The following is a 23,585-nucleotide window of genomic DNA, read 5'->3' on the forward strand; positions in this document are numbered from 1 at the left end:
AATGAATGTTTAGTATACATTTTACATTAGAAAACTTTGAATATTTCTTGTTGATACTTACACGCATATCCATGTTCGTAGTAGTAGCACCTTTCTTTAACATCAGCAATACACCGGTAAGGGTGAAAGTCGGCTTTGCGGCAATTGTTTCCCTTCTTTTGTATTTTGTGGTTGATTTTAGTGCGCTTAACTATTCTACAGTAGTTGGATATGCTTTTTTAGTTACGAAGGAAGCTTTAACTGGACTAATTATCGGGTTTTCCACATATTGTTGCTCTTTCATAATTCTTCTTGCAGGAAATATGATTGATATGAACATAGGTCTTTCCATGGCACAGGAATACGACCCGACACTTCGTACTGAATCCAGTGTTACTGGTACTTTGTACAACAATTTTCTTATGATTCTCCTGGTTTTATCGGGGATGCATAGATTTATTTTTAAGACCTTTTGCGATGCTTTTACATTAATCCCTATTGGTGGAACTATTTTTAAATGGGATTCACTTTTTCTATCCACCATACAGTTTATGGGAGATGTATTTGTAATAGCTTTTAGAATCATACTTCCGGTATTTGCCGTAATTATGATTTTAAATACAATACTTGGAATTATGGTTAAGGTTGCCCCACAGATTCATATGTTTTCTGTTGGAGCCCAACTAAAGATTATTGTAGGATTTACAGTTTTATTCTTAACGATTTTCCTTTTACCTGATGTTGCGGCTTTTATTTTCAAGGAAATGAAAAAGATGCTTAGTTTATACATTCAGGGGTTGTATTGATGGCGGAAGAACGAGTTCTTGTTTATCCCTATAATCTGCAGTTCTTTGCAGATGGCGAGGGAGGAGAAAAAACTGAACAACCTACCAGTAAGAAACTTACTGATGCCAGAAATGAAGGAAAGGTTGCCAAAAGTAAGGAGATTGTAAATGGCATCGCCCTTTTGGGATTCTTCTTTGCATTAAGCGTATTTCTTTCATTTGCAGGAATTCGATTTGAAGAGATTTTTGCCTGGATTTATTCGATAATTCCAGATGTTGTAAAAATGAATGGTAGTGGTCTTACTATACATACCATTACGGGTATATTTAGAACACTAATTGTCAAAATGCTTATTATTTTACTTCCATTTTTCGTTATTGGATTCTTAACAGGATTTGTAACAAACCTTATACAGGTAGGATGGAAGCTTACTTTAAAACCACTACAGCCAAAGCTTAGTAAGTTTAATCCTATAAGTGGTTTTAAGCGTATTTTTTCTAAGGATTCCATTGTGAATCTCCTTATGGCTGTGGCCAAGATTTTTCTTGTTTGTTACATAGCATACATTTCAATTCGTGATCAGGCTGGTAATTTATTTATTCTTTATGATATTGGCCTGAAAGCTGCATTAAGCCTGATATTTAAGCTTATATGTGAGGTTGGAATAAAAGTCAGTATTGTTTATATAATCCTTGGATTTATTGATTACGCATATCAGAAATGGAAATTTACAAATGATATGAAGATGACCAAACAAGAGGTCAAGGATGAGTATAAGAATACTGAAGGAGATCCAAAGATTAAGGGCAGACAGCGTCAGAAGATGATGGAGACCTCTCAGCGAAGAATGATGAAAAATGTTCCACAGGCTGATGTTGTTATTACAAACCCTACCCATATTGCCGTAGCTATTTTATATGACAACACCAAGGATGAGGCTCCAAGGGTTGTGGCAAAGGGTGAAGATTATCTTGCTCAAAAAATCAAGGACGCCGCAGCAGAAAATGGTGTTCCAATTGTTGAAAATAAGCCGTTAGCAAGAGCTTTATATGCTACGGTGGATATTGATCAAACAATCCCACCCGAGCTCTATCAGGCTGTGGCTGAAATTTTAGCTGTAGTCTATACAGAAAGAGATAGGGCAGTTTAAATTTTGAAGAAAGGGGGAGATGAGTAATGGATATTGCTGCATCTGTAAAGAAAACTGATGTTGGAATAGCTTTGTATTTACTTGCCGCAGTTGCGTTCTTTATTATTCCAATTCCAAATTTTTTACTGGATATAATGATTGCTTTCAATATATCCATAGCTCTTATTGTCCTTATGAACGTTCTGTTTGTGCAGGAAGTTCTAGACATGTCATTCTTCCCAACATTATTGCTTTTTACTACAATTTTTAGAATTTCTCTGAACGTATCATCTACGAAACTTATTCTTTCCAGCGGAGATCCTGGAAACGTAGTAAGAACCTTCGGTACATTCGTAGGTGGAAATAACCTTATCATCGGTGGCATTATCTTCCTGATTTTGATAATCATTCAGTTCATGGTTATCAATAAAGGTTCAGAACGTGTAGCTGAAGTATCAGCACGTTTCACACTGGATGCTATGCCTGGTAAACAGATGGCCATCGATGCCGACTTGAATACCGGTGCAATTGATGATCAGGAAGCAAAAAGACGAAGAGATAAGATTCAGGAAGAATCAGCGTTCTTCGGAGCCATGGATGGTGCTACCAAGTACGTAAAAGGAGATGCCACCGCAGGTCTTATTATTACAGTTGTAAACATGGCCGGTGGTACAGCCCTTGGAATGATTAATCAGGGCCTTCCATTTGCAGAGGCTATCCAGCAGTTTGGTATTCTTACCATTGGTGATGGTCTGGTATCTCAGATTCCTTCACTGCTTATTTCATTATCAACAGGTATCCTTGTAACAAAGGGTTCCAAGGCAGCTGATTTCTCAGGAACACTTGTTAAACAGCTCTTTGGACTGCCTAAGGTTTTGTATATAGTTGCAGGTTCCATGGCGGTACTTGCATTCACACCTCTTAATACTGTTTTGTTCCTTGGTTTTGCTGCGGCTTTTGGCGTATCAGGTTATTCAATGTCAAAGACTCTTGGTGAGGAAGAGATAGAACAGGAGGTGGCTGCAGAAGAAACAGAGGCGGAAGAGATTCGAAAGCCGGAAAATGTTGTTTCACTGCTGCAGGTTGATCCTATTGAGCTTGAGTTTGGTTATGGAATTATCCCGCTAGCTGATGTTAATCAGGGAGGCGACTTACTTGATAGAGTTGTTATGATTCGAAGGCAAATAGCCTTAGAGCTTGGTACCGTGGTACCTATCATCAGACTTCGAGACAACATTCAGCTGAACCCTAACCAATACATAATCAAGATAAAAGGAATTCAGGTAACAGAAGGAGAAATCCTTTTTGACCACTATATGGCTATGAATCCAGGATATGTTGAAGAGGAAATTACAGGTATTCCTACATTTGAGCCATCTTTCCACCTGCCGGCTATATGGATTACAGAAAGTCAGCGTGAGAGGGCAGAATCACTTGGATACACAGTTGTTGATCCGCCTTCAATTATCGCTACTCATCTTACTGAGATTATCAGAAGTCATATTGCAGAGCTTCTCACAAGACAGGATGTTCAGAATCTTGTGGACAATCTCAAAGAATCAAATCCTGTTATTGTGGACGAGCTTATTCCAAAGCTTCTTGGTCTTGGAGATGTTCAGAAGGTTTTACAGAATCTGTTATCAGAGGGTATTTCCATACGAGACCTGCTTTCGATTTTCGAAGTTTTGGCAGATCATGCCACAACAACCCATGATACAGATGTATTAACTGAGTATGTTCGACAGGGATTGAAACGAGCTATCTCTAGCAGGTATTTCGCACCGAATGAGGTTACTCAGGTAATCACAGTTGATCCTAAGGTTGAGCAGGACATCATGGCTTCCATAAAACAGACAGAACAGGGAGCGTATTTAACACTTGATCCAGAGAGAATCAAAGCAATCATAGGTTCTCTTGAAGATGAGATCAAAAAGATTGAAGACATGGGACGTACACCAATTGTTGTCACTTCACCGATTGTCAGAATGTACTTCAAGAGTATGACTCAGGACTATATAAAAGATTTAATTGTTGTTTCTTACAATGAAATTGATTCAAATGTTGAACTTTCATCAGTAGGAATGGTTACAGGGTGAATTAAATGGTTATTAACAAGTACACTGGAAAAACTGAAGAAGAGGCAATGTCTAAGGTTAGAGAAGAGCTTGGCAATGCTGCAGTTATCATGAATGTAAAGGTGATTAAGCCAAAGGGGCTTGGAAGCTTCTTTAAAAGCAGCACTTACGAAGTTACAGCAGCCGTAGAGGATGATGGATTCTCTAAGGATGCTCTTGATTTTGCCAATACAGTTCCAGCAACAGAGGAGAATAATGCCGAGGAAAAAACTGGTACTTTTGATGCAGTTGCAGATGATGCGCTTATATTAAAGGACGCATTTTCTGCCGTAAATGAAGTGTTGGAGAAACAGGAGGGAGATACTATGACTTCTAATCAAGTTGAATTTGAACCTCTTTCTGGCTCGGCACCAAGGGCAAAACTTATCGAACCTACTTATTCCAAGCCAGCTTTTGTGAAGGCACCCGTTAAACCAGACCACGAAGAAGAAATTACTGTTGGAAGGTCACCGGTTGAAATGCCAATAGAAACTTCCCATAGCGAGAAGCTTTCAATCGATAATGACAATCATGTATTTGTTAAGATGCTTTACAACGTCCTTTTGGACAATGAGGTACAGGAGAAGTACATTAACCAGATATTAGATGACATGGATAAGGTCCTTCAGACCAGTCACTCACTTGATAATCTGTTGTCATCTGTTTATCAGAAAATGGTTCTTAAACTTGGCACACCTACAAGAATAGTTCCTGGAGAAAAGAAGCCAAAGGTTATTTTCTTTATTGGCCCTACAGGTGTAGGTAAGACCACTACAATTGCCAAAATTGCTTCTAAATTTAAGGTAGAAGAAGGCAAGAAAGTTGGCCTTATTACAGCTGATACATTCAGAATGGCTGCTGCAAACCAGCTCCAGACCTATGCAAATATTCTTGGAGTCCCTTTGAATGTAATTTATTCAGCAGATGAACTTTTAGATACTGTAAAAAGACAAAACAGAGAAAATCAGGATCTTGATGTTATCTTAGTGGATACTATCGGTTTTTCTCACAAGAATCAGGATCAGAAAAATGACACCAAGAAGCTTGTTAATGCTTTGGGTGAGTTTTATGATAGCGAAGTTTATCTTGTTTTATCTGCTACAACAAAGCATAAAGATTTGGTAGATATTGCAGATACATACATGGAATTCACCAAGTTTAATCTTATTTTCACCAAGCTTGATGAGACAAAGTGCCTTGGTAATATATTCAATCTGAAGCTTCATACAGGTGCTTCACTTTCATATATCACCACAGGTCAAAACGTTCCAGATGATATTGAGATTGTTAATGCCCAGAAGCTGGTTAAACAGTTGTTGGGAGGACACTAAATGGATCAGGCGGAAAATTTACGAAATGTAATAAAGGCCAAGAGCATTAGGAATATCGAAAATACCAAGGTTATCACTATTACATCTGGCAAAGGTGGAGTAGGAAAGTCCAACATGGCTGTAAATCTGGCTATTCAGTTTTCTCAGATGGGAAAAAAAGTAATTATTCTGGATGCTGATTTTGGATTGGCAAATGTGGAAGTTATGTTTGGAACTTTGCCAAAATACAACCTTTCCGACGTGATATTTAACGGAAGAAGTATCAGAGATATTATTTCAACTGGTCCTATGGGAATAGGATTTATTTCTGGTGGTTCCGGAGTGGTAGGTTTAAATAATTTAAATCGTGAACAAATTACGTTTTTAGTGCATAATCTATCACTTTTAAATGACTTATGTGATATTCTTATAATAGATACCGGTGCGGGCGTTTCGGACCAGGTTTTGGAGTTTGTACTGGCCTCTCCTGAGGTAATACTTGTTTCCACTCCAGAGCCAAGCTCGCTTACCGACTCATACTCCTTAATGAAGGCTATGTGTAAGAGCACTAAATACATTAAGGATGGTACTAATGTTCATTTGGTAGCAAATAAAGTAAACAGCGAGGCTGAAGGAAAAGCTGTTTACATGAAGATGCAATCTGTGGTGAAAAAATTTTTAGGCGGAGACTTGGATTATCTTGGTTTTATACCATACGATGGTAATTTAGAGAAAGCTGTCAGAAACCAAAAGGTTGTGTCTTTGGAATACCCAGCAAGCAAGGCATCCAAAAGCTTTGAGACAATTGCATCAAAGCTACTTCAGAAAGATGAACACACACATTATAAATGGGGTGTTTCACATATTTTCAGTGCACTTTTAAGAGATAGGGCATAGTTTATGGAAATATTCGATCTGAGGCCTGGCACACCTATTGAATTTACATTTGCCAGCACAAATTCTGACATCGAAAACAACATAGACGAGGATAGGAGTGTCTATATCTCCAGTGTCTTTGGCGTTACCAAAAACAAGGATATAGTATTTCATATTCCTACCAGAAAGGGACATACCGTCACGATACCGATGAATGTTCCTTTTAATGCTGTCTTCAATACAAAAAGAGGAATGTTTCAGCTGACAGGCGAAATCACAAAGCGTGGAAGACTTGAAAAATTCCCTGTATATGTATTTGTTCCTTCCACCGAGTTAAAGAAGGTACAAAGAAGAGACTATTTTAGATTTGAGTGTCTGATTTCAGTAAAGATATTACCAATTCCTGAGGATGTAGCTTTACTTCCAAATATGGAACTTGTAGAAAGAGATTTGGAAAAATACGGAAACACTTACGGTGAGCCCGTTGAAGGAAATATTGTGGATATTAGCGGAGGCGGAGCTAAAATCCATGCCAAGAAAGATGTTTTGACTGACAGATATATGTACGTATCTTTCAGGTTAAAATCAAGTACTGTAAACGAAAGAATAAATGTTATAGCAAGAAAGGTTAGAAGTGAACATAAACAGGAATTTGGCATTTTCGAACACAGAATAGAGTTCCTGTTTAAAGAGGCAGAAGACAGGGAGACAATTATTAAGTACATTTTTGACGAGGAGAGGCGCTTAAGAAAGAAGGATCAAGGGTAAAGAATGTATAAGATTTTGGTTGTTGATGATTCTGCACTTATGCGAAGGGTTATCTGTGATATTATCAACGCAGATAGTGATTTTCGTGTAGTCGACGTTAGTGCAGACGGCGAAGATGCTTACAACAAAATAAAGAACAATCCATATGATCTTGTGGTACTTGATATGGTTCTTCCAAAGCTTCAAGGCGTCGATTTACTTGCCAAGCTTTGTAACGACAAGATACCGTTCAATGTAGTTTTAGTTAGTTCTATCCTCAAAGAGGATACTGAAAGTACCATAAGGGCTTTGGAATATGGTGCATTAGACTTTGTAGTTAAGCCAATTCGTTCTGGTAGTGATACCAGAGATGTTTTTGGCCGACAGCTGATTACTTCTTTGCACAATGCAACTAAGCAATCAAATTTCAAGCAGATTTCCGCAAGGCGGGCTGCAAGCGATGCTACTAAGTCAATAGAGGAGTCGAGACGTTCTACCTTTGAAAGAATGGAGAACGTCAGAAAGAGTCTTCAGGCAGCAAAAGGTGGAAGTGGTAGTGCGCAAACCCCTCCATCTACAGCACCTGTTACTACACCACCTGCTGAAAGGCGACCTGTTACCCAGGCACCCACACCAGCAGCAAGTTCTCCACCACCTGTGGAGAAGAAATCTTCTTCACCTCCTCCAAAACCAGTAGGAACAGGGGTAAGAACAAAGAAGATTATTGCTCTTGCCTGTTCAACAGGAGGTCCACAGGCTTTACACACCTTTATTCCAATGTTACCAGCTAATTTATCAGTACCGCTTGTTCTGGTTCAGCACATGCCAGAAGGCTTTACAGCATCCCTGGCAGCGAGACTTGATCAAATATCTGCGGTAAATGTTAAAGAAGCTGAAAATGGAGAGTACTTTAAGCCTGGATGGGTTTATATTACACCGGGTGGTAAGCACATGGAAATCTGCGAAGACGGAAGTCATGCGGCTTATTGTCATTTGGACGACAGCCCACCTGTAAACAGCCTGAAACCTTGTGCAGATGTAATGTACAGATCTCTTTCAAAGTCCAGCTTTGATGAGATTATCTGTGTTGTTCTTACAGGAATGGGAGCAGATGGATCTGAAGGAATTAAATACTTGAATCAATACAAAAGGACTTACGTAATTTCGCAAGAAGCTTCCACATGTGTTGTATATGGAATGCCGAAAGCGGTGGAGCAGGGGGGATTGGCTAATGAAGTTGCTCCACTTAAATCAGTTGCTAATGCTATTGTTAAAAGGTTGTAGAAAACTGGAGGTCATGAGTTATGGATGTAAGTCAGTATCTGGATATCTTTATTGATGAGACAAGTGGTCATATTCAGAGCCTTTCCGACAACATTATGGAATTGGAAAAGGAGCCTGATAATAAGGATGTTGTAAACGAAATATTCCGTGCAGCTCACTCCTTAAAGGGTATGGCTGGTACTATGGGATTTAAGAAGATGCAGCATCTTACCCACGATATGGAAAACGTATTCCAGGAAGTACGTAACGATAACGTAAAGGTTAATTCTGCTCTTATCGATATCCTTTTCAAATGTCTTGATGCTATCGAGAATTATCTTGAGACAGTAAAGGCTACTTCTAATGAAGGTGATGAGGATAACGAAGCATTAATTAAACTTCTTAACGACTATCTTGCCGGCGGTGGTGGTGAAGGTGGCGGAGAGGCTGCTGCGCCTGCTGAAGCTCCAGCTGAAGGTGGTGAGAGTGGCGGAGAGGCTGCTGCATCTGATGATTCGGCAGATGGCCCACTTTATAAGAAGATTCCTGTAGACCCTGAGCTTTGTGAAAAGCTTAAGGGCGAGAAGCAGCTTTATGGTTTCACAATCCATATCAGCAAGGATTGTCTGCTTAAGGCAGCTCGAGCTTTCCTTGTATTTAAGGCTGTTGAAGACTTTGGTCAGATTATGGCTTTCAATCCAAGCTCAGGTGATATTGAAGATGAAAAATTTGAATTTGATTTTTCATTTATCCTTTCAACAGAATCAGAGCTTGACCCAATCATTGAGGCTATTAAGACTGTTTCTGAAATCGAATCTGTAGAAGCAGATAAGGTTACACCAGAAATGTACGAGAAGAAGGAAGAGGAGGCACCAGCTCCTGAAGCAGCACCTGCAGCTGCAGCACCAGCTCCAGAGGCAGCTCCAGCAACGCCTGCACCTGCGGCAGCACCAGCAGCACCTGCGGCTCCAGCAGCAAAAGCCGGCGCAGGAAAGACAAATCAGCCTGCAAATAAGCCAGTTACTTCACGTACAATCCGTGTTGATATTGAAAAGCTTGATGCTCTCATGAATCAGGTATCAGAGCTTATCATCGCAAAGAACTCACTTGCTTCTCAGAGCAATGGTTCAGGCGAGATTGATAGCCAGACCTTACATGAGAATATTGAATATCTTGAGAGAATCACAACAAATCTTCATGAATCAGTTATGAAGGTTCGAATGGTTCCTATCGAGTCAGTAGTTGCCAAGTTCCCTAGAATGATTCGTGATCTGGATCGTAAGCTGAACAAGCCAATGGAACTTGTAATGACTGGTGAGGACACAGAGCTTGACCGTACTGTAGTAGATCAGTTAGGTGATCCACTTCAGCATTTGCTTAGAAACTCTGCTGACCACGGTATTGAGTCTCCTGAAGACAGACGTGCTGCAGGAAAGCCTGAAAAGGGAACAATTTTCCTTAACGCTTTCCAGGAAGGCAACAATGTCATCATCGAAGTAGGTGATGATGGTGGCGGTATCAATACTGATAAGGTTAGAGATAAGGCTGTGGAAAGAGGCCTTGTTACTCCTGAAGAGGCAGAGAATCTTACACAGAAGGAAATCATCGACTTCCTGTTTATGCCTTCATTCTCAATGGCTAAGCAGATTACAGATATTTCTGGTCGAGGCGTAGGTCTTGACGTTGTTAAGAGTAATATTGAGGCCCTTGGCGGTGATGTTACAGTTAAGTCTGTAATGGGTGAAGGTTCAACCTTTACTGTACGACTTCCTCTTACACTTGCTATTATACAGGCCCTCATGGTTGAGATTAGAGATGAGAAGTATGCTATTGCGCTTGCTTCTATCATGAACATTGAAAATATTCCTAAGTCTGAAATCAAGTACGTTGAGTCTAAAGAGGTTATTCACCTTAGAGGACAGGTTATTCCTCTTATTCATCTGGACAAGCTTCTTGATTTTGAGCCAAAGGAAGATACAGAAGATACAATGACAGTTGTTATTTGTAAGAAGGGTGATACCCTTGGTGGTATTATCGTTGACAATCTTATTGGACAGCTGGAAATCGTTATCAAATCACTTGGTAAGCTGGATAACAACAAGCTCATCAGCGGTGCTACAATCCTTGGAGATGGTGAAATCGCTATGATCCTTGATGTTAACGCTGTCATTTAATAGGAGGTGAGACCATATGTCAGATTTAGCTATGTATGATGTAGTTGAAAAAGAAAAAAAGCAATACATTGTTGTTAAAATTGGTGGCGAGCACTATGGTATCGACATTTCCTATATTGATAATATCGTTAGACTGAGCAAAATTACCAGAGTGCCAAAAGCACCTTTGTACTATCGAGGTGTAATTAATCTTCGTGGTGAAGTTGTACCTGTAATGAGCCTTAGACGCAGAATGGATTTGGATGATGACGAGTTCACAGATTCTTCTCGTATCATTATCCTTAAACTTGATGGCGGTGGCTTAATGGGAGTTATTGTAGATGAGGTAAAGGAGGTTCTTTCTTTATCAGAGGATGATATCGAAGCACCATCATCTACATTAAAGAGTAAAAACTCCTTTATTAATGGAGTAGGAAAAAATGGGGACGAGCTCATTTCTATCTTCGAGATTAGTTCAATCATAGGAGATAATGAGGCTTCTTAACAGGAGGTTATATGCTCACACTTAATGAAGTTAATGAAAAATATTTTGATGTCCTCAAGGAAATAGGTAATATTGGTGCTGGTAATGCAACAACTGCCATCGCCAATATGCTTGGCCTTAGGATTGATATGAGTGTTCCAGAGGTTGCATTTCTTCCTGTTGAAGAATTAGGCGGTGCAATTGGAGCTGAAGATGAAATCATAGTTGGAATTATGCTTGGCGTTGAAGCTGATATAGATGGTTCCATGATGTTTTTGATGGATATGCAGTCAGCTCATCATGTTGTAAACATGCTTATGATGCGCGACCCTGATTACTCAGAGCCATTCAATGAAATGGATTTATCTGCAATTAAAGAAGTTGGAAATATCATTGCAGGTTCCTATTTGTCTGCCCTTTCAGGACTGACAAATCTTACGATTTTACCATCAGTACCATTCGTAGCAGTTGATATGGCAGCAGCTATTCTTTCTGTTCCTGCCGTACAGTTTGGTATTTTTGGAGATAATGCTCTTATGATTAATACAGAATTCTCTGATGATTTGGGAATCAAAGGACATTTTATATTAATGCCAGAAGAAGATTCTTATGAGAAGATATTAACCGCGCTTGGTGTATCAATATAAGGAGAGTGAATGTATGGGGCAGATGATTAAAGTCGGCATGGCTGATCTTAAAATATGTAAAGCTCCTGATGCACTAACAACCATTGGCTTGGGCTCATGTATAGGAATTGCTATCTATGACCCATCTACAAAAATCAGTGGTTTGGCGCACATTATGCTACCTGACAGTACTGCTATCAGAAACAACAGCAATATTGCTAAGTTTGCTGATACTGGTATTCAAAAGCTTTATGATGACATGATTAAAGCTGGAGCAAATAAAGCTCGAATGGTAGCTAAAATCGCCGGCGGTGCTAAGATGTTCGAAATGCCAGGTGCGTCTACGTCAATCAATGTTGGCGATAGAAATGCTGAGGCAAGCCGTCAGAAGCTTAAACAACTTGGAATTAAGATTATTGCGGAGGATTGCGGCCTAAATTATGGTCGTACCGTCGAACTGTACAGCGAGACAGGAGAGTACTATATTAAGGCAGTTGGCAAAGAGCTTAAAATTATTTAGAATAATATTTGGAGGCACAGATGAACACAAAGCCTATACCTATAATCATTACATTGGCTGCAGCGTTTATATCTTGTGTTATGTCTATTATTCAAAGAGTTGAGTTTTCAGTTTTTGTTACAAGACTGTTGGTTGTTGTGCTTATTTTTCTTACTCTTGGAACTATAATCAAGATGATTTTGGATTATGCTTTCAGAGAGCTGGAACCAGCTGAGTCGCTTGATGATGAGCCTCAGGACATCAGCAGTGTTTTAACTGAAGATGAAATAGAAGAAGATGTTCAAATGGGTACTGAAAATGTTTCGTCTGAACCAGAGGAGGGGTAGTTAACTGATTCAGACTTGGTTTGAGGGGGCATTAATGAAGGCGAGTGACAAGGAAAAGCTTTGGGACAAATACAAAGTTAGTCCTACTCCCGAGATTAGGGAGCAATTAATACTTGAATATGCGCCGCTTGTTAAGATAGTTGCTGGCAGACTCTGTATGTATCTGGGGAATACAGTAGAGTACGAAGATTTGTGTAGCTACGGTATTTTTGGCCTTATCGACGCAATCGATAAATTTGATTTGGCCAAGGATGTTAAGTTTGAAACCTATGCAAGTCTTAGAATTCGTGGCTCAATTTTGGACCAGATTCGAAAGATGGACTGGATTCCTCGTACAATACGTCAGAGACAGAGAATGATTGATGACGCTATCAAGACTGTAGAGGCTCGCACTGGACATAGTGCCACAGATGAAGATATAGCTGCGGAGCTAAATATATCTTCAGATGAATTTAATAAGTGGCAGTCTCAGCTGAATGTCACTAATGTTGTTTCATTAAACGAATTCGTAGAGGCCGGTAATGAGCCAGTTATGGAGGCGGAACATAACTCTCATTTTATTCAGCCGGAAGATAATATTTCAAAGAAAGAGCTTACTGAAAAGCTTCAGGAAGCTTTAGATATGCTTACCGAGAAGGAAAAGCAGGTTATCCTCTTATATTATTATGAGGATTTGACCCTAAAAGAAATCAGTGCAGCATTGGAAGTTTCTGAATCCAGAGTTTCACAGTTGCACACAAAGGCTCTCCAGAAAATGAGAAAAGTCCTGGGAGAGTATATGGGTATTTTAACTAACCAGTAGTATTTGTAGTTCTGTTAATGGATGATTGAAATTGGTATATGATCTTTAGGGAGGGTTTGTTATGTCAATAAGTCCAATCAATTTTAATGGAATGATCCAAAATACAAATGAGCTTAGTCACACTAAAGCCCAGGAGGATCAAAAGCCCATGCTGGAACAGCAAAATCTCACCCATACGGTGGAGAAACAGCAGGAACAGCAGGCTAAGCAGGTCAATGATCTGTACAAGTCAAACAGGGAAGAGGACAGTTACGAAAGAGAAGGAAATGGTAAGGGCTACGAAGGGAACAAACGACGGAAGGCTTTGAAGCAGAAGAAAGATGAAAAGAAGCCTGATGGAAGTGTTTCTGAGAAGCATACAACATCCTTTGATATGAGGATTTAAGAGGGGAGACTATAATGACTATACTTGAAATTGTGCTCCTGATTATCGGGCTGGGCCTGTGTATTGGGAGCTTTTTTGTGTCTGAAAGATTATCCGAGAAAGACAGGGAAAATCTTACTAAACTCACAAAAGAGCAAATCGAAGAAATAATCAAGGATAAAATGGCCGATGCAAGGGTAGAGACTGAAGACAAGCTCTCTGCTACAATCGATTCTGCCATGGAAGAGCTGGACAGACGTACTGATAAAGAGACTAACGAAAAGATTCTTGAAATCTCCCAGTATTCAGATACGGTCCTGGAGTCAGTAGATAAATCCCATAAAGAAGTTACATTTATGTATTCCATGCTCAACGATAAGCATCAGGCGATGGTGGAGATGACCAAGAAGCTGTCAGAGCTGCAGGATACTCTTGTGGCATTAGATGCATCTGTTGCCAGAAAGCTTGATATGCTTAAGGATAAAGAGCTTGAAATAGAAGAAGAAAAGAAAAAGCTTGCAGAGGAGCGTGAAGCTCTTATTGCAGAGAAAGATAAGAAGGAGGAGGAAAACAAGACCATTTCCTTTACAGAGGCATTGGCTCAGAAGTTTTCTGAGGAGAATCAGCCTATAAAGGCAAACGACAACATGCAGATACTTGCAATGGCTGACGAGGGAATGTCTGATGTGGAAATAGCCAAAACTCTTGGCCGTGGTCTTGGTGAGGTTAAGTTTGTCATAGGCTTATATCAGGAGGGGAGATAATGAGATTCAAGTACTATCTTAGAGGAATTGGTATTGGTGTAACGCTTGCTACATTACTTTTGACAATTAGTTTCTATTTTGGAAGAGATTTTCTTTATAATAAGTCTCTTACAGATGAAGAGATTATACAAAAGGCCACTGCTCTTGGCATGGTTATGCCAGAGGGAGCAGAGGTAGAAGCTACAGGTGAAGAGGTGGTTATTCCGGAGGAGGAATCCGAGGTACCACTTGCAGGCAATGTGACAGAAGGGGCCACTGATGAAGCTTTGTCTGAAGAAGTAACAGCAGTTGGAGAAGATGCTATTTCAGCTGATGCTTCTATAGAGAGTTCAAATGGTTCAGACGAGTCTGTTACATATATTCCTTTTACAGTCCGTGCAGGAGAGTCTTCAGAGGTTATCAGTGAACATCTGAAAAAGGCCGGACTTATTGATGATTCAGATGCTTTTAACAAATATCTTAATAAATGTAAGGTGGATAATCTGATTCAAAATGGTACTTTTTACGTAAAGGTAGGAAGCAGCTATGATGATGTAGTTGCGGTTCTTGTAAATAAAGATGTTAGAACAACAACACCCCCAAAGAATTGATAGTTGCAATATTTGGGAAATTATGGTAAATTCTAAGGGCTGTTGAAAATACACGCATAAGGACTGGCATTGGTTCCCAACCTATCGTAGGCCGGGTGTTTGTCAGGAAGAATTATGCGGAAGAAACAAACCAGGAGGTATTAAAATGAGTGTTATTTCAATGAAGCAGTTACTTGAGGCAGGTGTTCACTTCGGACACCAGACACGTAGATGGAACCCTAAGATGGCTCCTTATATCTACACAGAGCGTAATGGTATCCACATTATCGACCTTCAGAAGTCTGTAGGTATGGTAGACGATGCTTATGATGTTATTTTTGACATCGCTCAGCAGGGTGGAAACATCCTTTTCGTTGGTACAAAGAAGCAGGCTCAGGACGCTATCGCATCTGAGGCAGAGCGTTGCGGTATGTACTATGTAAACGAGAGATGGCTCGGTGGTATGCTTACAAACTTTAAGACAGTTCAGACAAGAATTGCTCGTCTTAAGGAAATCGAGAAGATGGAGGCAGACGGTACATTCGATCTTCTTCCAAAGAAGGAAGTTACTCAGCTCAAGAAGGAGCAGGAGAAGCTTACAAAGGTTCTTGGTGGTATCAAGGAAATGAACAGAATTCCAGATGCTATCTTCATCATCGATCCTAAGAAGGAACACATCTGTGTTCAGGAAGCACACGCACTTGGTATTCCACTTGTAGGTGTTTGCGACACTAACTGTGATCCAGATGAGCTTGATTATGTAATCCCTGGTAACGATGACGCTATCCGTGCAGTAAAGCTTATCGTTGCAAAGATGGCAGACGCTGTTATCGAGGCAAAGCAGGGTGAAATGAATGAGGTTGCTGAAGAGTCAGCAGCAGCAGAAGAGGAGGCATAAAATTATGGCAGCTATTACAGCAGCAATGGTAAAGGACCTTCGCGAGCAGTCTGGCGCAGGTATGATGGATTGTAAGAAGGCACTCGCTGAGTGCGATGGTGATATGGATGCAGCTTTCGAGCTCCTTCGTAAGAATGGTGCAGCTAAGGCTGAGAAGAAGGCATCTCGTATCGCAGCAGAGGGTATCTGCAAGGTAGTAGTAGAAGGCAACACAGCAGTTGTTCTCGAGGTTAACTCAGAGACTGATTTCGTTGCTAAGAACGAGAAGTTCCAGACATATGTTGAGAAGGTTGCAAAGCAGATTCTCAAGTCTGATGTAAACACAATTGATGAGCTCCTTACACAGCCATGGGCTGAGGATTCATCAAAGACAGTTAACGATGTACACGTAGAGATGGTAGCTACAATCGGTGAGAAGCTTTCTCTTAGAAGATTCGAGAAGGTTACATCTGACGGATTCGTAGTATCATACACACACGGTGGTGGACGTATCGGCGTTATCGTTGATATGGCTGGTGCTGAGTCAGATGCAGCTAAGGAAGCAGCTACAAACCTTGCTATGCAGATTGCAGCTCTTAATCCTAAGTATGTATCACGTGACGAAGTATCTGCTGATTACATCGCTCACGAGAAGGAGATTCTTCTTGCTCAGATCATGAACGATCCTAAGGAGTCACAGAAGCCTGAGAAGGTTATCAACGGCATGATCGAAGGTCGTGTATCTAAGGAGCTTAAGGAAATCTGCTTACTTGATCAGGTTTATGTTAAGGCTGAGGATGGAAAGCAGACAGTTGCTAAGTACTTAGAGCAGGTTTCTAAGGAGACAGGTTCTGCACTTTCAATCAAGAGCTTTGTTCGTTTTGAGACTGGTGAAGGTCTTGAGAAGAAGAACGAAGACTTCGCTGCTGAAGTTGCAGCTCAGATGAACGCTTAATTAGTTCATATTTATGCATACTAAAAGGGTCTACATTTTGTAGACCCTTTATTTTTTTACACTTTATCTTGTAAATGGGTTGTGATAAAATAAAAGGGAATCTTTACGGGGAGGATTAGAGTTGTGGATATTGTAAATGATGGGCTCGAGAAGCAGCGAGCCAAGCGGAAACGTGTAGCCCGAATGAAAAAGATGATAATTTATACAATTATCTCTTTTATGCTTATTACTTTGTGCGTAATGACTTTCCTTATTTTTGAAGTCATTTCCCTTCAAAAGCAAATTGATTCATTATCAGCTAAGATTGCTGTGTCTGAGACTGTTGAGGACGCAGATGAAATGGTTGATGACAGTTTTTTGGATAATGTTTATCTAGTAGATAACATGGACAATATTGCAGAAGAAGGAGATATACCGATGGTATATCTTACTTTTGATGACGGTCCTAGTGAAAATACAGAAGCTATTCTTGATATTCTTGACGATTACAATGTTAAAGCTACTTTCTTTGTAGTTGGCAAGGACATCGATACCTATGGGGATGCCTATCGTCGTATAGTAGATGATGGTCATACTATTGGCATGCATTCTTTTAGCCATAATTATTCTAAGCTCTATCAGTCTGAAGATTCTTTTGTAACAGATTATAATAAGATTCACGATTTGATTTTAGACACTACAGGTGTTGATACAAAGCTATATAGATTCCCAGGGGGAAGTAGTAACAAAGTTAGTAACACCAGCATGTCTGTTTTTATTAATTATTTGGACTCTGTAGGAGCTACTTATTACGATTGGAATATAGCCTCTGGAGATGCTACTTCACAGGCTTTTACAGCGGACGAACTTGTTGATAATGTAATGAGTGATGTGGTAAAATACAAGACGTCTGTAGTATTATTGCATGATGCTTCTAACAAAAATGCAACAGTTGAGGCTTTACCTAGACTGATTGAGTCTTTAAACGAAGCCGGGGCAGTTATTCTACCAATCACAGATGAGACAGAAATCATACAACACGTTAGTGTTGTTCAATAAGAATATGTTATGGAGGATTTATAATGGGTTTTTTTAAAGATTTCAAAGAGGACTTTAATGATGCAGTAAATGAGCTTGTTCCAGGTGGCGAGGATACTGCAGCAAAAGAGGAGGTCATGGTTAATACTCTCGACGGTGATATTGATGTAGAGTCAGAGCTTAATAAGCTCGATGGTCTTCTTGAGCAGGTTTCAAAGAAGGTTGATGAGCCTGCAAAGACAACAGAGACTACTTCTACACAGGAGCAGTCAGTGGAGAAGAAGTCGTTCTTCTCAGAGACAAAAAAAGAGACAAAAATGGAGGCTTCAAAGGGTATGGATGTTATGGGAAATGCATCTGAGGCTAAGAATGTTGCTTCAGACGAGAATGCTGTTATTACAGGTGGTATGAAGATTACAGGTAACGTTGAGTCTATCGGTTCTATCGAAGTTCAGGGTGAAATCGTTGGTGATGTTACATGTAACGGAAAGCTTGTCATCGCTGGTAAGGTTACAGGAAATTCTTCATCAGCAGAGTTCTTCGCAGACGCTGCTAAGATTGAAGGTGAAGTTGTTACTACTGGCACAGCAAAGATTGGTGTTGGTTCAGTAATCATTGGAAATATTACAGCTACATCAGCAGTTATTGCTGGTGCTGTTAAGGGTGACATCGATGTTAACGGACCAGTTGTTGTAGATACATCAGCTGTTGTTATGGGTAACATCAAGTCTCGTTCAGTTCAGATTAATAATGGCGCTGTTATCGAGGGCTTCTGTTCACAGAGCTACTCTGATGTTGATGTTAATAGTGTTTTCGCTATCTAATCATCAGACGCGCTAAATAAATAAAAAGGAATAAAAGTTCAAATGAAAAGAGTAGTTTTAAAGCTTAGTGGAGAAGCACTTTCTGGGGACAAGGGTTTTGGATTTGATGAAGCTACATGTTTAATGGTAGCTCGTCAGGTTAAGAAGCTTGTTGATGATGGCGTTCAGGTTGGCGTTGTTATCGGCGGTGGCAATTTCTGGAGAGGACGTACTTCAGAAAATATCGACAGAACAAAGGCAGATCAGATTGGTATGCTTGCTACAGTTATGAACTGTATCTATGTTTCTGAGATTTTTAGAACTGTTGGTATGAAGACTCAGGTCCTTACACCATTTGAGTGTGGAAATGTTTCAAAGCTTTATTCTAAGGATAGAGCAAATAAGTATTTCGAGAGAGGAATGGTTGTATTCTTCGCAGGTGGCTTAGGACATCCATATTTCTCTACAGATACACCTACTGTTCTTAGAGCAGTTGAGATTGAAGCTGATTGCATCCTTTTAGCAAAGTCAATCGACGGCGTTTATGATAGCGATCCAGCAAAGAATCCTAATGCTAAGCGTTATGATGAGATTAGCATCCAGGATGTTATCGATCAGAAGCTTCAGGTTGTTGATATGACAGCATCTATCATCGCTATGGAGCAGAAGATGCCAATGTATGTATTCTCTCTCAATGAAGAGGATTCTATAGTTAAGGCTATTTCAGGCAAATTTAATGGTACGGTTGTAACCGTATAAGGAGGGCTAATGGATAATATACTTTCTGTATACGAAGAAAAAATGACAAAGAGCTACAATAATCTTGAAAGTGAGTTCACAACTATCAGAGCTGGTCGTGCTAACCCACATATCTTGGATAAGATTACTGTTGATTATTATGGAGCACCTACTCCACTTCAGCAGGTAGCTAATATTTCAGTTCCAGAGCCAAGACTTATTCAGATTCAGCCATGGGAAGCTTCTCTTGTAAAGGAGATTGAAAAGGCTATCAATATGTCTGATATCGGAATTAATCCTACAAACGATGGCAAGCTTATTCGTCTTGTATTCCCTGAGCTTACAGAAGAGCGTCGTAAGGAAATCGCTAAGGATGTTAAGAAACACGGCGAGGATGCTAAGGTTGCTATTAGAAATATCAGAAGAGATGCTATTGATCATTTAAAGAAGCACTCTAAAGATGAGGGTGTTTCAGAGGATGAAATCAAAGATCTTGAAGATAAGTGTCAGAAGATGACAGATAAGTTCATTGCTGAGGTTGATAAGGCTGTTGAGGCAAAGACAAAAGAGATTATGACTGTCTAAAGCGACGATATCAATTATTACAGGGCACAATTTGTGCCCTTTTTAATTTATTTTACAAAAAAATGGAGGCGCTATGAACGTACCAGAGCATATAGCAATTATTCTTGATGGAAACGGAAGATGGGCGAAAGCAAAAGGAATGCCTCGTACTTACGGTCACACTGTAGGTGCGAAAAATGTTGAGACTATTTGTAGAGCAGCTCACGATTTGGGAGTTAAATATGTGACAATGTATGCATTTTCTACAGAAAACTGGTCAAGACCAGATGATGAAGTAAAGGCATTGATGAAACTTCTTGGAGAATACATTAAGACATGTATGAGAACAGCCAAGAAGGACAACCTTCGTGTTCGTTTTATTGGAGATTTAACTAAGCTTGATGATAAGCTTAGAAAGGCTATTGATGAACTTACTGAGTATTCATCACAGTTTACAGGTCTTACACTTACCATCGCTATCAACTACGGAAGTAGAGATGAGATGACAAGAGCTATCAGAAAGGTGGCTTCTGACGTAAAAGATGGTAAAATAGAAGTTGAGAGTATTGATGAATCACTCTTTGGAACTTACCTCGACACAAAAGATATTCCAGACCCTGATTTCATGATTCGTACATCAGGAGAGCAGAGATTATCAAATTATCTTTTGTGGCAGCTTGCTTATGCGGAGTTTTACTTCACACCAGTTGCATGGCCTGATTTTTCTCCAGAGGAGTTGAAGAAGGCTATTGAGGAATATGACAAAAGAAATCGTCGTTTTGGCGGAATTTAGAGAGGATTATAAATGTTTATTACACGACTTATTAGCGGAATAGTACTTGTAATTTTAGCGTTGCTATTTATTTGTACCGGTGGAGATTTACTTCTGGGAGTTATGCTTGCGTTATCTCTTGTTGGAATGTTTGAGTTATATCGCATTTTCGAAATTGAAAAAAAGCCTCTTGGCTTATTAGGATACGCAGCATGCATTGCATATTATTTGAACTTAAAGCTTCTTTTTTCACCAGATAATATGGCTATAATGCTGGTATTTCTTATCTGTCTCTTAGGCGTGTTTGTGTTTGCATATCCTAAATATCATACACACCAGATAATGGCTGCTTTCTTTGGTCTGTTCTATGTAGGTGTTATGCTTTCTTTCCTTTATCAGACCAGAATGCTTCCTAACGGTCAGTATATTGTATGGCTTATTTTCCTTTGTTCATGGGGATGCGATACATCAGCTTACTGTGTAGGTGTGCTTTTTGGAAAGCATAAAATGTCACCACTTCTTTCACCAAAGAAATCAATCGAAGGCGCAGTTGGTGGTGTTGTAGGTTCAATGCTTTTCACAGCTCTTTATTGTTTTATTATTGATAATATATTTAACCTGGATGAATTCCCAATTGTTCCTTTAGTTATTTTCGCTGGTATTGGTGCCCTTATTTCCATGGTAGGAGATTTGGCAGCATCTGCTATCAAGCGTAATTTCGACATTAAGGATTATGGAAAATTAATTCCAGGTCACGGTGGAGTTTTAGATCGTTTTGACAGTGTTATTATTACTGCACCAATTATCTTTTTCTTAGCATATTACATTTTATAGAGGTAGACACAAATGGCAAAGAATATATCAATTCTTGGGGCCACAGGTTCAATTGGCACACAGACATTAGATATCGTTTCTCAGAATCCTGATGATTTAAATGTTGTTGCTATGTCTTGTGGTAGTAATTTAGATCTATTTGAAAGTCAGATTAGAAAATACGAGCCAACACTTGTTTCAGTTGGAACAGAAGAGCTTGCTAAAGATTTAAAGACAAGACTTTCTGATATTACAATAGATATTCATTTCGGTATGGAAGGTCTTATTGCTGTTGCCACAGCAGAAGAGGCAGATACAGTTGTTACTGCTGTAGTTGGCATGGTTGGTGTTCAGCCTACAATAGCAGCTATTAATGCAGGAAAGGATATTGCTCTTGCGAATAAAGAGACTCTTGTTACTGCAGGACATATTATTATGCCTCTTGCAAAGGAGAAGGGCGTTTCTATTCTTCCAGTAGATAGTGAGCATAGTGCTATTTTCCAGTCTCTTAATGGAGAAAGACACAATAAGATTTCAAAGATTCTTCTTACAGCATCTGGTGGCCCATTCAGAGGACGTACACTTGATGATTTGGAGAATGTTACTTTGGAGGATGCATTAAAGCACCCTAACTGGTCAATGGGAGCAAAGATTACCATTGATTCAGCTACTATGATTAACAAAGGTCTCGAGGTAATGGAGGCAAAATGGCTCTTTGGAGTAAATCTTAATCAGGTAGAAGTAGTGGTTCACCCTCAGAGTATTCTTCATTCAGCTGTAGAATTTATGGATGGAGCTGTAATTGGACAGATGGGTACACCTGATATGCGTCTTCCAATTCTTTACGCTTTATTCTATCCAAATCGTAAGACATTATATTCTGAGCCATTAGATTTATTTAAGGTTGGTACACTTACATTTGAAAGACCTGATATGGAGACATTCTATGGTCTTGCCCTTGCTTACGATGCAATGGATGCAGGTGGAAATGTTCCTACGGTATTCAATGCTGCAAATGAAAGAGCAGTTGCCAAATTCTTAAAGAACAAGATTAAGTTCCTTGAGATTCCAGAGATTGTTTCTGAGGCAATGATTAATGTAGACTTTATTCAGAATCCTACTATAGAGCAGGTTCTTGAGACAGAACAGATGACTTACGATTACATAGAGAGTAGGTGGTAGTTATTCTTAAGATAATACTTGCAATACTGATTTTTAGTTTCATAATAATCTTTCATGAATTAGGACATTTCTTATTTGCAAAGAAATGTGATGTAAAAGTAAATGAATTTACACTGGGCCTTGGACCAACACTTGTTTCCTGGGGAAAAGGCGAGACAAAATATTGCATCAAAGCACTTCCATTTGGTGGAAGCTGTGTAATGGAAGGTGAGGATGAGGAAAGCGATAGTGATAGAGCTTTCAATAAGAAGTCAAAATGGGAGAGATTCCAGATTGTATTTGGCGGCCCATTCTTCAACTTCATTTTAGCTTATATCCTTTCTGTTATTTTCATTGCTTTGAGTGGTGTTAATGACACTACTATTACAGATGTAATCCCTGGATATGCTGCTGCAGAAGCAGGTATTGAAGCAGGTGATAAGATTATCAGCTTAGATGGATACAATGTTCATTTTTACAATGAGATTAGTATCTTTACTTTCCTTCATGCTGATGCTGAATCTATCGATGTTGTTTATGAGCGTGATGGACAAAGATATTCTGCAACAGTTGTTCCTAAATTTGATGAGGAGACTGGTCGCAGACTGATTGGTATTCAAAAGGCAAATGAATACAAAAAGGTTTCGCCTATCGGTGTTTTCCAATACGCAGCATATGAGATGAAATACCAGATTTACGTTACTATTACCAGTCTTAAGATGCTGTTTACAGGCCAGTTATCTGTAGATCAGGTTTCAGGTCCTGTAGGTGTAGTAAGTACCATTTCAGATGTTTATGATCAATCTGTTACAAGCGGTGCTTTTTACGTATTTATTAATTTACTTTCAATAGCAATCCTTCTTTCGGCAAACCTTGGAGTAATGAACTTACTTCCATTCCCAGCTCTTGATGGAGGACGTATTGTTCTTATCATTTTTGAAGCCATACGCGGAAAGAAGATGAAGCCCGAGATTGAAAATGGAATCAATCTTGTAGGCTTTGCACTTTTAATGCTGTTGATGATTATTGTTATGTATAACGATATTATTAAATTAATGTAATAGGAGATTATT

The 23,585-nt window shown here is 39.5% G+C and carries 26 protein-coding genes; all 26 read left to right on the plus strand.

The features are described 5' to 3' along the window. The first annotated feature begins 5 nt into the window (after positions 1–5). The 26 genes from G592_RS0105555 (at position 6) to rseP (ending at position 23,573) form a co-directional block, all read left to right on the plus strand. Positions 6–785, plus strand: coding sequence for a flagellar biosynthetic protein FliR (locus G592_RS0105555; protein ID WP_028246940.1), 780 nt, complete (start codon positions 6–8; stop codon positions 783–785). Continuing rightward, positions 785–1,915, plus strand: a complete 1,131-nt coding sequence (gene flhB, locus G592_RS0105560; protein ID WP_028246941.1) for a flagellar biosynthesis protein FlhB — start codon at positions 785–787, stop codon at positions 1,913–1,915. Before G592_RS0105555 ends, flhB begins: the two co-directional genes overlap by 1 nt. A gap of 26 nt (positions 1,916–1,941) precedes the next feature. Beyond that, a complete protein-coding gene (flhA, locus tag G592_RS0105565) occupies positions 1,942–3,990 on the plus strand; it encodes a flagellar biosynthesis protein FlhA (RefSeq protein WP_028246942.1) in 2,049 nt (682 codons plus the stop codon). 5 nt (positions 3,991–3,995) lie between these two features. Then, on the plus strand, positions 3,996–5,339 hold the full coding sequence (flhF, locus tag G592_RS0105570; RefSeq protein ID WP_028246943.1) for a flagellar biosynthesis protein FlhF: 1,344 nt from the start codon (positions 3,996–3,998) through the stop codon (positions 5,337–5,339). After that, on the plus strand, positions 5,340–6,215 hold the full coding sequence (locus tag G592_RS0105575) for a MinD/ParA family protein (RefSeq protein ID WP_028246944.1): 876 nt from the start codon (positions 5,340–5,342) through the stop codon (positions 6,213–6,215). Positions 6,216–6,218: 3 nt separating this feature from the next. Then, a complete protein-coding gene (locus G592_RS0105580; RefSeq protein ID WP_028246945.1) occupies positions 6,219–6,962 on the plus strand; it encodes a flagellar brake protein in 744 nt (247 codons plus the stop codon). Between the two features lie 3 nt (positions 6,963–6,965). Then, positions 6,966–8,225: a chemotaxis-specific protein-glutamate methyltransferase CheB gene (cheB, locus tag G592_RS0105585; protein ID WP_028246946.1), complete on the plus strand. Its 1,260-nt coding sequence runs from the start codon at positions 6,966–6,968 to the stop codon at positions 8,223–8,225. Positions 8,226–8,245: 20 nt separating this feature from the next. Continuing rightward, the gene (locus G592_RS0105590) at positions 8,246–10,378 is read left to right on the plus strand and encodes a chemotaxis protein CheA (RefSeq protein ID WP_028246947.1); all 2,133 of its coding nucleotides are present in this window, start codon (positions 8,246–8,248) and stop codon (positions 10,376–10,378) included. A 16-nt stretch (positions 10,379–10,394) separates the two neighbouring features. Then, complete coding sequence (locus tag G592_RS0105595) at positions 10,395–10,862, plus strand: chemotaxis protein CheW (RefSeq protein ID WP_028246948.1); 468 nt, start codon at positions 10,395–10,397, stop codon at positions 10,860–10,862. 11 nt (positions 10,863–10,873) lie between these two features. Next, positions 10,874–11,488, plus strand: coding sequence for a chemotaxis protein CheC (locus tag G592_RS0105600; RefSeq protein ID WP_028246949.1), 615 nt, complete (start codon positions 10,874–10,876; stop codon positions 11,486–11,488). 13 nt (positions 11,489–11,501) lie between these two features. Continuing rightward, a complete protein-coding gene (locus G592_RS0105605; RefSeq protein WP_028246950.1) occupies positions 11,502–11,987 on the plus strand; it encodes a chemotaxis protein CheD in 486 nt (161 codons plus the stop codon). A gap of 20 nt (positions 11,988–12,007) precedes the next feature. Continuing rightward, positions 12,008–12,313 (plus strand): hypothetical protein, encoded by a 306-nt coding sequence (locus G592_RS0105610; protein WP_028246951.1) that lies wholly within the window; start codon positions 12,008–12,010, stop codon positions 12,311–12,313. 34 nt (positions 12,314–12,347) lie between these two features. Then, the gene (locus tag G592_RS0105615; protein WP_028246952.1) at positions 12,348–13,115 is read left to right on the plus strand and encodes a FliA/WhiG family RNA polymerase sigma factor; all 768 of its coding nucleotides are present in this window, start codon (positions 12,348–12,350) and stop codon (positions 13,113–13,115) included. 61 nt (positions 13,116–13,176) lie between these two features. Beyond that, positions 13,177–13,500: a hypothetical protein gene (locus G592_RS0105620; protein ID WP_028246953.1), complete on the plus strand. Its 324-nt coding sequence runs from the start codon at positions 13,177–13,179 to the stop codon at positions 13,498–13,500. 77 nt (positions 13,501–13,577) lie between these two features. Beyond that, positions 13,578–14,243, plus strand: a complete 666-nt coding sequence (locus G592_RS0105625) for a DUF6115 domain-containing protein (RefSeq protein WP_143001182.1) — start codon at positions 13,578–13,580, stop codon at positions 14,241–14,243. Further along, positions 14,243–14,833, plus strand: coding sequence for an endolytic transglycosylase MltG (locus G592_RS0105630; protein WP_028246955.1), 591 nt, complete (start codon positions 14,243–14,245; stop codon positions 14,831–14,833). The genes G592_RS0105625 and G592_RS0105630 overlap by 1 nt, the downstream gene beginning before the upstream one ends. 145 nt (positions 14,834–14,978) lie before the next feature. Next, positions 14,979–15,710, plus strand: a complete 732-nt coding sequence (gene rpsB / locus G592_RS0105635; protein WP_028246956.1) for a 30S ribosomal protein S2 — start codon at positions 14,979–14,981, stop codon at positions 15,708–15,710. A 4-nt stretch (positions 15,711–15,714) separates the two neighbouring features. Continuing rightward, complete coding sequence (gene tsf / locus G592_RS0105640) at positions 15,715–16,644, plus strand: translation elongation factor Ts (protein WP_028246957.1); 930 nt, start codon at positions 15,715–15,717, stop codon at positions 16,642–16,644. 123 nt (positions 16,645–16,767) lie between these two features. Further along, positions 16,768–17,682: a polysaccharide deacetylase family protein gene (locus tag G592_RS0105645; RefSeq protein ID WP_028246958.1), complete on the plus strand. Its 915-nt coding sequence runs from the start codon at positions 16,768–16,770 to the stop codon at positions 17,680–17,682. Positions 17,683–17,705: 23 nt separating this feature from the next. Continuing rightward, positions 17,706–18,485 carry a polymer-forming cytoskeletal protein gene (locus tag G592_RS0105650; RefSeq protein WP_028246959.1) on the plus strand — a complete coding sequence of 260 codons (780 nt, stop codon included), beginning with the start codon at positions 17,706–17,708 and terminating at the stop codon, positions 18,483–18,485. A 42-nt stretch (positions 18,486–18,527) separates the two neighbouring features. Then, positions 18,528–19,223 carry a UMP kinase gene (gene pyrH, locus G592_RS0105655; protein ID WP_028246960.1) on the plus strand — a complete coding sequence of 232 codons (696 nt, stop codon included), beginning with the start codon at positions 18,528–18,530 and terminating at the stop codon, positions 19,221–19,223. A 9-nt stretch (positions 19,224–19,232) separates the two neighbouring features. Then, a complete protein-coding gene (gene frr, locus G592_RS0105660; protein WP_028246961.1) occupies positions 19,233–19,787 on the plus strand; it encodes a ribosome recycling factor in 555 nt (184 codons plus the stop codon). 73 nt (positions 19,788–19,860) lie between these two features. Then, positions 19,861–20,559 (plus strand): isoprenyl transferase, encoded by a 699-nt coding sequence (locus G592_RS0105665; RefSeq protein ID WP_028246962.1) that lies wholly within the window; start codon positions 19,861–19,863, stop codon positions 20,557–20,559. Positions 20,560–20,571: 12 nt separating this feature from the next. Further along, complete coding sequence (locus tag G592_RS0105670) at positions 20,572–21,372, plus strand: phosphatidate cytidylyltransferase (RefSeq protein ID WP_028246963.1); 801 nt, start codon at positions 20,572–20,574, stop codon at positions 21,370–21,372. A 12-nt stretch (positions 21,373–21,384) separates the two neighbouring features. Beyond that, entirely contained in the window at positions 21,385–22,533 is a 1,149-nt protein-coding gene (locus tag G592_RS0105675) for a 1-deoxy-D-xylulose-5-phosphate reductoisomerase (RefSeq protein ID WP_028246964.1), read from the plus strand. Further along, on the plus strand, positions 22,527–23,573 hold the full coding sequence (gene rseP, locus G592_RS0105680) for an RIP metalloprotease RseP (protein ID WP_028246965.1): 1,047 nt from the start codon (positions 22,527–22,529) through the stop codon (positions 23,571–23,573). Before G592_RS0105675 ends, rseP begins: the two co-directional genes overlap by 7 nt. The last annotated feature ends 12 nt before the right edge of the window (positions 23,574–23,585 follow it).

The sequence above is a fragment of the Pseudobutyrivibrio ruminis CF1b genome (assembly GCF_000424005.1).
Lineage (GTDB): Bacteria > Bacillota > Clostridia > Lachnospirales > Lachnospiraceae > Pseudobutyrivibrio > Pseudobutyrivibrio ruminis_C.

What these genes read in the sequence shown, in the direction of transcription:
- rpsB (WP_028246956.1), top strand. Translation starts at nt 14,979, where the DNA reads ATGAGTGTTATTTCAATGAAGCAGTTACTTGAGGCAGGTGTTCACTTC.
- G592_RS0105620 (WP_028246953.1), top strand. Translation starts at nt 13,177, where the DNA reads ATGTCAATAAGTCCAATCAATTTTAATGGAATGATCCAAAATACAAAT.
- G592_RS0105610 (WP_028246951.1), top strand. Translation starts at nt 12,008, where the DNA reads ATGAACACAAAGCCTATACCTATAATCATTACATTGGCTGCAGCGTTT.
- G592_RS0105580 (WP_028246945.1), top strand. Translation starts at nt 6,219, where the DNA reads ATGGAAATATTCGATCTGAGGCCTGGCACACCTATTGAATTTACATTT.
- G592_RS0105615 (WP_028246952.1), top strand. Translation starts at nt 12,348, where the DNA reads ATGAAGGCGAGTGACAAGGAAAAGCTTTGGGACAAATACAAAGTTAGT.
- pyrH (WP_028246960.1), top strand. Translation starts at nt 18,528, where the DNA reads ATGAAAAGAGTAGTTTTAAAGCTTAGTGGAGAAGCACTTTCTGGGGAC.
- G592_RS0105555 (WP_028246940.1), top strand. Translation starts at nt 6, where the DNA reads ATGTTTAGTATACATTTTACATTAGAAAACTTTGAATATTTCTTGTTG.
- flhA (WP_028246942.1), top strand. Translation starts at nt 1,942, where the DNA reads ATGGATATTGCTGCATCTGTAAAGAAAACTGATGTTGGAATAGCTTTG.
- G592_RS0105600 (WP_028246949.1), top strand. Translation starts at nt 10,874, where the DNA reads ATGCTCACACTTAATGAAGTTAATGAAAAATATTTTGATGTCCTCAAG.
- G592_RS0105590 (WP_028246947.1), top strand. Translation starts at nt 8,246, where the DNA reads ATGGATGTAAGTCAGTATCTGGATATCTTTATTGATGAGACAAGTGGT.
- frr (WP_028246961.1), top strand. Translation starts at nt 19,233, where the DNA reads ATGGATAATATACTTTCTGTATACGAAGAAAAAATGACAAAGAGCTAC.
- tsf (WP_028246957.1), top strand. Translation starts at nt 15,715, where the DNA reads ATGGCAGCTATTACAGCAGCAATGGTAAAGGACCTTCGCGAGCAGTCT.
- flhF (WP_028246943.1), top strand. Translation starts at nt 3,996, where the DNA reads ATGGTTATTAACAAGTACACTGGAAAAACTGAAGAAGAGGCAATGTCT.
- G592_RS0105575 (WP_028246944.1), top strand. Translation starts at nt 5,340, where the DNA reads ATGGATCAGGCGGAAAATTTACGAAATGTAATAAAGGCCAAGAGCATT.
- flhB (WP_028246941.1), top strand. Translation starts at nt 785, where the DNA reads ATGGCGGAAGAACGAGTTCTTGTTTATCCCTATAATCTGCAGTTCTTT.
- G592_RS0105595 (WP_028246948.1), top strand. Translation starts at nt 10,395, where the DNA reads ATGTCAGATTTAGCTATGTATGATGTAGTTGAAAAAGAAAAAAAGCAA.
- G592_RS0105665 (WP_028246962.1), top strand. Translation starts at nt 19,861, where the DNA reads ATGAACGTACCAGAGCATATAGCAATTATTCTTGATGGAAACGGAAGA.
- cheB (WP_028246946.1), top strand. Translation starts at nt 6,966, where the DNA reads ATGTATAAGATTTTGGTTGTTGATGATTCTGCACTTATGCGAAGGGTT.
- G592_RS0105605 (WP_028246950.1), top strand. Translation starts at nt 11,502, where the DNA reads ATGGGGCAGATGATTAAAGTCGGCATGGCTGATCTTAAAATATGTAAA.
- G592_RS0105630 (WP_028246955.1), top strand. Translation starts at nt 14,243, where the DNA reads ATGAGATTCAAGTACTATCTTAGAGGAATTGGTATTGGTGTAACGCTT.
- G592_RS0105670 (WP_028246963.1), top strand. Translation starts at nt 20,572, where the DNA reads ATGTTTATTACACGACTTATTAGCGGAATAGTACTTGTAATTTTAGCG.
- G592_RS0105650 (WP_028246959.1), top strand. Translation starts at nt 17,706, where the DNA reads ATGGGTTTTTTTAAAGATTTCAAAGAGGACTTTAATGATGCAGTAAAT.
- G592_RS0105675 (WP_028246964.1), top strand. Translation starts at nt 21,385, where the DNA reads ATGGCAAAGAATATATCAATTCTTGGGGCCACAGGTTCAATTGGCACA.